At 44.6% G+C, this 8,718-nt stretch carries 10 protein-coding genes and 2 riboswitches; of the genes, 5 read left to right on the top strand and 5 right to left on the bottom strand.

The window, feature by feature from the left end; all coding sequences use genetic code 11:
• Window positions 1–102 precede the first annotated feature (102 nt).
• Together ABU165_RS24505 and ABU165_RS24500 are read right to left on the bottom strand one after the other, a co-directional pair.
• Window positions 103–228, bottom strand: coding sequence for a DUF6254 family protein (locus ABU165_RS24505; protein ID WP_009793569.1), 126 nt, complete (start codon window positions 226–228; stop codon window positions 103–105).
• A 201-nt stretch (window positions 229–429) separates the two neighbouring features.
• The gene (locus ABU165_RS24500) at window positions 430–1,443 is read right to left on the bottom strand and encodes a DUF3231 family protein (protein WP_094767552.1); all 1,014 of its coding nucleotides are present in this window, start codon (window positions 1,441–1,443) and stop codon (window positions 430–432) included.
• A 195-nt stretch (window positions 1,444–1,638) separates the two neighbouring features.
• Window positions 1,639–1,742, top strand: a riboswitch (SAM riboswitch).
• A 77-nt stretch (window positions 1,743–1,819) separates the two neighbouring features.
• A riboswitch (SAM riboswitch) is annotated at window positions 1,820–1,917 on the top strand.
• A gap of 168 nt (window positions 1,918–2,085) precedes the next feature.
• Here ABU165_RS24500 and ABU165_RS24495 point away from each other — a divergent pair.
• On the top strand, window positions 2,086–3,708 hold the full coding sequence (locus ABU165_RS24495) for a peptide ABC transporter substrate-binding protein (protein WP_009793573.1): 1,623 nt from the start codon (window positions 2,086–2,088) through the stop codon (window positions 3,706–3,708).
• Between the two features lie 90 nt (window positions 3,709–3,798).
• On the opposite strand, the gene ABU165_RS24490 is transcribed toward ABU165_RS24495, so the two are convergent.
• Both ABU165_RS24490 and ABU165_RS24485 read right to left on the bottom strand, forming a co-directional pair.
• Window positions 3,799–3,954: a hypothetical protein gene (locus ABU165_RS24490; protein ID WP_009793575.1), complete on the bottom strand. Its 156-nt coding sequence runs from the start codon at window positions 3,952–3,954 to the stop codon at window positions 3,799–3,801.
• Between the two features lie 171 nt (window positions 3,955–4,125).
• Window positions 4,126–4,302 (bottom strand): YkvS family protein, encoded by a 177-nt coding sequence (locus ABU165_RS24485; protein WP_009793576.1) that lies wholly within the window; start codon window positions 4,300–4,302, stop codon window positions 4,126–4,128.
• A gap of 202 nt (window positions 4,303–4,504) precedes the next feature.
• Between ABU165_RS24485 and ABU165_RS24480 the strand changes: the two genes are divergently transcribed.
• Entirely contained in the window at window positions 4,505–5,164 is a 660-nt protein-coding gene (locus ABU165_RS24480; RefSeq protein ID WP_094767550.1) for a TetR/AcrR family transcriptional regulator, read from the top strand.
• A gap of 114 nt (window positions 5,165–5,278) precedes the next feature.
• Here the strand turns inward: ABU165_RS24480 and ABU165_RS24475 are convergent, their stop codons facing one another.
• The gene (locus ABU165_RS24475; protein ID WP_009793578.1) at window positions 5,279–5,476 is read right to left on the bottom strand and encodes a hypothetical protein; all 198 of its coding nucleotides are present in this window, start codon (window positions 5,474–5,476) and stop codon (window positions 5,279–5,281) included.
• A 182-nt stretch (window positions 5,477–5,658) separates the two neighbouring features.
• On the opposite strand from ABU165_RS24475, the gene ABU165_RS24470 reads away from it, so the two are divergent.
• The 3 genes from ABU165_RS24470 to desA all read left to right on the top strand — a co-directional run bounded on the left by ABU165_RS24470 (window position 5,659) and on the right by desA (window position 8,652).
• Window positions 5,659–6,513, top strand: a complete 855-nt coding sequence (locus tag ABU165_RS24470; protein ID WP_009793580.1) for a GRP family sugar transporter — start codon at window positions 5,659–5,661, stop codon at window positions 6,511–6,513.
• A 16-nt stretch (window positions 6,514–6,529) separates the two neighbouring features.
• Window positions 6,530–7,315: a glucose 1-dehydrogenase gene (locus tag ABU165_RS24465; protein ID WP_009793581.1), complete on the top strand. Its 786-nt coding sequence runs from the start codon at window positions 6,530–6,532 to the stop codon at window positions 7,313–7,315.
• Window positions 7,316–7,617: 302 nt separating this feature from the next.
• Window positions 7,618–8,652: a Delta(5) desaturase DesA gene (gene desA, locus ABU165_RS24460; RefSeq protein ID WP_009793582.1), complete on the top strand. Its 1,035-nt coding sequence runs from the start codon at window positions 7,618–7,620 to the stop codon at window positions 8,650–8,652.
• Window positions 8,653–8,718: the final 66 nt, after the last annotated feature.

The following is an 8,718-nucleotide window of genomic DNA, read 5'->3' as shown; positions in this document are numbered from 1 at the left end:
CGATTTTACTAGCATCTTTCCCAGTTTATTAGCAACTTCAGCGCCAGAAAGGAAATGTAAAGTCTAAATAAAGGCCCGGGACTATGTCCCGGACCCTTTCTTTCAGGAGCGTCCGCCTTTGCCGGGTTCATCAGCCAGCTGATCAAATGATTTAACCTTACCATGCGGATGCTGAGTTTCTTTTCTCTGCCGCCACTGTCTTTCTTCCTGCTTTTTAGACTGTGTCATGAGAAGCCCTCCTCTCATTGGTATCCTTTTTAGATTTGCCTGATGTCCCTTTTTCAGTCTTAAAACTTTCTCCCAGCTGGAGTCTTGGGTATATTTTGTCCAGGTTCCTTAATTGCTTATCTGCTGGTATAATCCGGTTGTATTCAATCATGGAAGCAAACGAAAAAAGAACAGCACAAACCCCAGCTTTTAAAGATGGGGTCAGGGTGTTCCTTTTTTAGCCAATGCATCACGGTCTGTCGTTCCGGGAGGCTGCTCCAGCCAGCCGTGCTTGATCATAATGTCTGCTCCGCTTTTAGCATACAGGGCAATCTCAACGGCTAGCCGCTGATAGCTGGCTGCTACATCAGTACGCTGGCTTGCAACACCTGCTGTAGCATAATTTCCGGACCCGGTTGCACTTAACAAAGACATATGAAACATCATCAGCTTATCGGAAAATACCTGCTTAGTTGTATCGTATACGGCTATATTAGGTGAACCTACAGCCTGTATATTGCTTTCCAGCAGAATCTTCGTAAAAATGCCAACATGCTTTTGGGAAATTTCTTTTCCTCTCAGCATAAATTCCTGTACTTCTTTCAGCCGAGCTGTTTGTGCAAAAGCTGCGGCAATCTGCAGCCCGATGGAATTTGTCTGTATATTCACGGTCAGATGAGAAATTTCCACCGCATTCAAAGGTCTTTTAGTCGCAAAGGGGTTCAGGCCGCTTAAATATTTCTTTGTATCCACATAATCCGTTTCATGCGGATACGAGATGTAGGGAGCTCTTATGTAAATCCCTTTTTCAAGCATCAGGTTTGTAGTCATATTGTAGAGCAAGGCCGTTTCTGCCAATCCTTCGGTAAAGAATTTCCTTATATCATTTCTGGCGCACATAGCAAGCATGCCGCTGTAAGCAAGCATTCCCGCTTTTGCCATATGGTTGATATATGCCAGGCAGAAGGTGTCTGAAAACAGACTAGGAGCATCAGGATTGACATCGCCTCCGCCGAAGCCATTCGGAACAGCCATTTTTTCTTCTTTGAAAAGGGGTTCCAGGTATTGCAGGTGGCTGGTCGAAAGATCAATGGCAAATTGGAGGGCAGCGCCAATTTCAGCTTCTGTTGCATGGGTAATCATATAGCCAAGAACACATTTTGACATGCTGTCATTCATATAAGTAGTCCAGAGCATCGCGATTTCTGCCGATGTAAGGGGGGTTTTCTTGTCCATAGGAAGACTCCTTCAATCAGTATGAAAATAGTGTTTGCAATTTAGGGAGGAATTATAAGGCAGGAACTATCCTAATTATGTCTTTAGCCCTTCTGTTGTTTGAAAATATAGAAAAGTAGAACTTTTATCTTTTCTGTTGACGAAATTTTCTAAATTGGTTATTCTTAGTGCACCGAAAAATTATATATCTATAATTTCTTATCAAGAGAGACGGAGGGGTATGGCCCGAAGAAGTCTCGGCAGCAGGTTCATCCGGACACTGTGCCAAATCCATCAGGCAAAGGCCTGGCAGATAAGAAGGGATCTTGTTCATACATACTGTCCTCTTCTATCTGCAGAAGGGGCTTTTTTATTTCTGCCAGCTAAAAAACTATATCACTTATCCAGAGAGGCGGAGGGACTGGCCCGATGAAGCCTCGGCAGCAGGTCTGTTGACACTGTGCCAATTCCACCGGTATACCGGAAAGATAAGCAGAGACCATTCCTCTCAGCTGTCTTTGCCGGGAGGTTTTTTAGTATGGTAAAGAAGTAAAGGATATTTTCGGAATAAGCCATAAAGGACGGGGGGATTGCTAATTTAAATCTTAGTATTTTAATATGATAAATCGATTTAGAGCGCTAAAATAAAAGGAGGATAAAATTATGAAAAAATTATCACTGGTATCGCTGGCCATCCTGCTGTTTGCGCTGGCTGTTCTTGCAGGGTGCAGCAATGGTGAAGAAGGATCAGCATCCGGAGAAAATGACGTTGAACAAGTATTGAATGCCAATCTTGGAGGGGAGCCGTATACCCTTGATCCTGCTTTTGCATCTGATACAACTTCCTTCTGGGTGATCGATAACTTATATGAAGGCTTATACCGCTATGATAAAGACGGAAATGCAGTGGAAGGGGCAGCCAGCAAGGTTGATGTTTCAGAAGACGGTAAAATATATACCTTCACAATCAGGGACGGGCAGAAGTGGTCCAATGGAGATCCGCTGACAGCAAAGGATTTTGAGTTTGCATGGAAAAGGGTCCTGAATCCTGAAACAGGCGCCTATGATCCTTCTAGCTTTTTTTACATAAAAGGGGCTGAAGAATATAACAGGGAAAATGGTTCTGTGGAAGATGTAGGAATTACTGCAGAAGACGATCATACCCTGAAGGTGGAGCTGGACACCCCGATCAAGTTCTTTCCGAAAGTACTGATGGGACAGGGCTTCATGCCGGTGAACCAGAAAACAGTCGAAGCAGACGAAAACTGGGCTGCAGGGCCGGAAACCATTGTGACCAATGGCGCTTATACACTCGGCAAATGGGAACATAATAATCTTCTTACTCTGAAAAAGAACAGCCAATACTGGAACAGTAAAGATATTACTATTGAATCCGTAAACTTTAAAATGGTGGCTGATGCCAACACCGAATATCAGATGTATAAATCAGGCGATATTGATTTGATCAAGAATCTTGCCGCCGATGCGATAGATATCGAAAAGGGGGGCAAGGAATTTATCAACTCTCCGCAATTCAGTGTCTATACATATACATTCAATGTAAATGAAGAGCCTTTCAATAACAGTAAAATCCGCAAAGCTTTCAGCCTGGCAATCGACCGTGAAGCTATCACAAAAAACATTTCTAAAGGCGGCGAAGAGCCAGCCTACGGCTATGTGGGCTACGGTGTGGAAGGGCCGTCAGGGAAGGACTTCCGGGATGAGAAGAAACCTTACTACTCTTTTGATGCGGACGAAGCAAAAGAATTGCTTGCAGAAGGAATGAAGGAAGAAGGCTGGAAGGAGCTTCCTTCTGTAACCCTGAAATATAATTCAGAAGGAAACCACAAGAAGATTGCCGAAGCTCTGCAGGAAATGTTCAAGGTGAACCTTGGGGTTGAAGTGAAGCTGGAGAACCAGGAATGGAAAACATTCATAGATACTTTCAAGCAGAAAAACTTCCAGGCGGCGCGCATGGGCTGGGTAGGGGACTTCCTGGATCCGTACCCTGTTCTGGATCTGTACAGCTCAGGCAGTTCCAGCAACTTTACAAACTGGTCCAATCCTGAATTTGACAAGCTGCTTGACCAGTCACTGACAGAGCAGGACGAAGCAAAGCGATTTGAACTGCTGCATCAGGCTGAATCTGTCCTGATGGATGAGATGCCGATCATCCCAATCTACTTTTCTTCTCAGAATGCGGTTGTAAAAGAAAATATTAAGGGAATCCGGTTCAGCCCGCTCAATAATCCGGATTTCAGATATGCTGAAAAGGTTTCTGAATAAGTCTGCACAAAAGGAGCCGGTATACCGGCTCCTTTTACAAGGTGAAAATTCCTATGTGAGTATAAAAAACAGCCTTCATCAGGCTGCAGGTTAAGAGGAAGCGGCGGGCATATTGGAAGCTGGCAGAGCAATGATTTTGCCGCCGATCTGGATATGAACGGTATCTTTGTAAATAGCCTTTACAATCCCTTTTAGCAAAACAGGTGAATCTACCGCTAATTTCTTTGAGTCTTTGCTGATTTCCATGCCAGAATCCTCCCAGGGTATGAATTTTGATCAATTGGCAGAATGATTAAACATATAAATCAATTCTACCTTTATAGCTTAAATCCTGCGTATTTTTTCATGTAAAAGCAAATAAACTCAGCAGCTTTTTTTCTATTAATATCTTCGGCCGCCATTATACATATCACGCTTTCAGACAATCTTGTAATTTTTATGCGATACAACCGTTATTGGTGTATCAATTTTTAACAGCAGTGCATCCTCATCGCTTATTTGGACAAGAACGCTTTCTTCTTTAACCTTCACAACCGTTCCGGTAATGGTAAGGTCATGCCTTTTAAATCTGATTGTATCTCCCTCTTTTGCCATATGTGCAACCCCTTATCGTTAAATTTTCAATCAGTAAAAAACTATGACGTAAGGACTATCCTAGTGAAATTAAGTTCATTATTGCACCATAAAAAACCCCTGTCAAACAATAAGGTGAACTTCGGTTCATGTTTTTTCGCTGCCTGATTTTAAGCTCTCTGCTATGTTCTTTATATGATATGATGAGTTTGGAGGTGAGCCTATGGCGGATAAAAATGCCGGCCCGTTTCCGGGCGAATTCCCATCACTGCCCAAACAGGAAAGAGCACTTCAAAAACGAAAGGCACTCCTGGAAAGCGGGCGGAGGCTATTCATAGAAAAAGGCTACGAAATGACAACAGCAAAAGAAATAGCAGCCGCAGCCGATGTGGCCACAGGCACCTTTTACCGCTATTTCTCTGATAAGCGCCAGCTGCTGATGGCACTGCTGCAGGACAAAATCGACTTTCTAATAATTCCTGAGCCCGACTGGCTAAATGGAGACCCGGTTCTCCTCCTTGCCCGGCTGCTGGATGAGCACTACAAAAGGCTTGAAGCCGTCGGCATCCATCGTGTGCTGCCTGAATTGCTGCCCAAGGATTCCGAATTGGCCGGCATTTTGCAGGAGGCTCGGAGAAATATACATATGCAGATTGTGCAGGGTTTAGAACAGGCGAGGCAAAAAGGATTGACCTGGAAGGACATAGATCTTGACACTGCCGCATGGTCTGCCCTCATTTTGGCCGAAAATGGACCTCATAAAGAGGAGCAAAGTTCTTCGCCGCTCAATACACTGGAAGCAGCCCGAATCATCTGCAGGATGATTTTCCCTCCTGAGGCAATCAGTCGCAATGGGAAGAATGAGGCTGAAGAAATGAAATAGAAGGCCCTGGCATTATGCCGGGCCTTATTTTTGTAGAGCCAAGGAATATTTTACATTAAAGCGAACAGTGTCTTTTTAGACCTATCCAAGTACACTTCAAACTGTATGAACTTTTTACCTCTCGAGCTGTTTCAGACCTTTTTTTAAAGCCTCCACTGCCAAAATGCTAGTACATATTGAAGTAATCTCATTGGCGAAAATAAACTTTGCCCCATAATAGAAAGCTGTCCCAAAACCCATCTCCAAAGTAAGGAATTTTTTGATGGAAGACGTTTCAATTACGAAGAAGATAAACTGCCCGTCTTTTCTCATTTCTTTCACCTTCCCGACTTATCTTAGATCATATGTCCGCAAAGATATGTCCAATTACTCTGCTATCTGTAAAAAAATTCCTTTTATTGTGCTTATTAACTCGAGGTTTCATTTTTAGCCCAATCAGGGAAAAGCTAATATCAGCATCTTGTTTTTTATCAGCGAGAAAGGGGACCGCATACATGTCAGGAATTTTATTGGCTGTCATAACAGCAGCATGCTGGGGCAGCATTATATTGGTCAGCAATAAACTCGGAGGGGATGATAATAGCCAGACCTTTGGGACAACCATCGGCGCACTGATTTTTGCAGGAGCGGTATTTCTCTTTGTCAGACCGGAACTGTCACCGCTTGTATGGGGTGCAGGACTTGCTTCAGGGGCGCTTTGGTCCCTGGGACAAAAAAATCAGTTTGGGGCAGTGAAGTACCTTGGAGTCGCTAAGACTACTCCGCTATCGACCGGACTCCAGCTTATCGGGACAAGCTTTTTCGGGATTGTCGTTTTCAATGAATGGTCGACAGGGGTTCAGATTACGCTCGGCATCATTGCCCTTGTCCTGATCATCGCCGGAGCAGTCATGACTTCCTGGGGCCAGAAGGAGGGGAATGATGAGTCTAAGAATCTGAAAAAAGGGCTGGTCACCCTGCTTATTTCAACTGTTGGTTTTGTCGGATATGTTGTCATCATTAACTGGCTCGAAATCGACGGATGGTCTGCGCTGCTTCCGCAGGCGCTTGGAATGGTGATTGGCGGTACGGCACTCACAATCAAAAATAAGCCGTTCAATAAATATGCTGTCAGGAATCTTCTGACAGGGCTGATCTGGGCAGCCGGAAATCTGACGCTTCTGCTGTCGCTCCCGAAAATCGGCGTGGCAACAAGCTTCTCGCTTTCTCAGACAGGAATCGTCATCTCTACCCTGGGAGGGATTTTCCTTCTCGGCGAGAAAACATCCAAAAAGCAAACAATCCTTATCATCACAGGGTGCCTGCTCATCATAGCAGGCGGAGTGCTGATTGGATTTACAAAAGGATAAGAAAAGGAGAATGGATATGTACAAAGACCTTGAAGGAAAAACAGTCGTGATAACAGGTGGAAACTCAGGGCTTGGGCGGGCAATGGCCGAAAGATTCGGAGCAGAAAAATCGAATGTCGTCATTAATTATCACAGCAATGATGATAATATCGACGAAATCATTGAGAAGATTGAAAACGCAGGAGGAAAGGCTAGCAGCATCCAGGGGGATGTCGGCAGCGAGGAAGATGTCAAGCGGATCATTGAACATGCTGTGCATACCTTTGGTTCCCTTGACGTTATGGTCAATAATGCCGGGATTGAAAATGAAGTTCCATCAGAGCAACTCTCACTGGATGATTGGAATAAAGTCATCAACACAAACCTGACAGGTCAGTTCCTTGGCTCCCGAGAAGCAATCAACTATATGCTGGAGAACGACATAAAAGGCTCTATCATCAATATGTCATCCGTCCACCAGCGTATCCCCTGGCCTCACTTCGTCCATTATGCTGCCAGCAAGGGGGGCGTGAAGCTGATGACCGAAACACTCGCACTAGAATTTGCCCCTAAAGGAATACGTGTCAATTGCATTGCACCCGGCGCCATCGACACACCGATCAACGCAGAAAAATTCTCGGATCCGGAACTGGAAAAAGGCGTCCTGGAGCTCATTCCGATGGGCTATATCGGAAAGCCCGAAGAAATCGCAGCCTGCGCCGTCTGGCTGGCATCAAAAGAAGCAAGCTATGTCACCGGGCTCACACTCTTCGCTGACGGAGGTATGACGCAGTATCCCGGATTCCAGGCAGGGAAGGGATAAAAAGATTATTAAATAACATGGAAAAAGAGGGCATGGAGAAAATTTCCGTGCTCTTTTTAATGTAGTATTTACTTAGTGATATCTGATTTTATGGAGACCTTGTTGATTGAGAGGAATAAGCAGACTCCAGCGAAAATAGCAGAAAGCTAAAGACCCCGTATGTGCTTTGCGGGGAAGAAACTACTTGAAGTTCTAAACCCCACCCATGACATTTATCATGTCCACCCTATGACATGTATGCCTTACATCATGCCTCCATGTATTACATAATGAAATAAGCAAGTACGAGGAGGATTAACTATATGGATAAAAAAACGTCAAAACCTGGCAAATTATCAAGGAAAAATATCTCTCCTTACGAAAAAGCCGATACAAAGAGCAGTATCTTCCAGCTAATGAACACGCTGGTGCCCTTCTTTCTCATTTGGTATCTGGCCTATGAAACCATGCAAATATCTTATCTGATCACGTTTATATTGACTGTTGTGAATGCAGGATTTCTGGTGAGGATCTTCATCATTTTCCATGACTGCTGCCACAACTCTTTTTTCAAAAGCAAAAAGGCGAATGAAGTGCTTGGCATGATCACAGGAGTGATGACACTATTCCCTTTCCATCAATGGAGGCACAGCCATTCTGTCCACCATGCAACAAGCGGCAACCTGAATAAAAGGGGCACCGGTGACATCTGGGTCATGACGGTTGATGAATACCTGGACGCAAGCTTCTGGCAGCGCATGCAGTACCGCGCTTACCGCAATCCGCTTGTGATGTTCGGCCTCGGACCGATTTATGAGTTCCTCATTGCCCAGCGCTTCAACCGCAAGGGAGCACGGCCTAAGGAAAAAATGAACACTTATCTCACAAACATCCTGATTGTCCTTGTGATTGCATTTATGTGCTGGCTGGTAGGCTGGAAGGCCTTCCTTCTTATCCAGGGACCGATTTTCTATATTTCCGGTGCGCTTGGCATCTGGCTGTTTTATGTACAGCATCAGTTCGAAGATTCTTATTTCGAATACGACGAAGAATGGGAATTTGTCAGGGCAGCTGTTGATGGAAGCTCCTTTTATAAGCTTCCGAAACTCCTGCAGTGGCTGACTGGCAATATCGGCTTCCACCATGTCCATCATCTCAGCCCCAGGGTTCCGAACTATTTTCTGGAGGATGCCCATAATAAGGAACCGCTGCTCAATAATGTCCAGACGATCACACTGTCAACTAGTCTGAAGTCGCTGAAATACCGATTATGGAATGAACAGAGCCGCAGCTTTGTTTCTTTCAGGGAAATCCATCACCTGCTGAAAGCACAGAAGAAGAAAAGCGTTTCAGTTTAAAAAGCCAGTTCAAAGGACGGAGCCCGAATATCATGGCTCTGTCCTTTTTTGAAAAGACATTTTTAT

The organism is Cytobacillus sp. T106, assembly GCF_040492155.1.
GTDB lineage: Bacteria > Bacillota > Bacilli > Bacillales > Cytobacillaceae > Bacillus_AB > Bacillus_AB infantis.
This window is presented reverse-complemented; position numbering and strand designations above follow the sequence as displayed.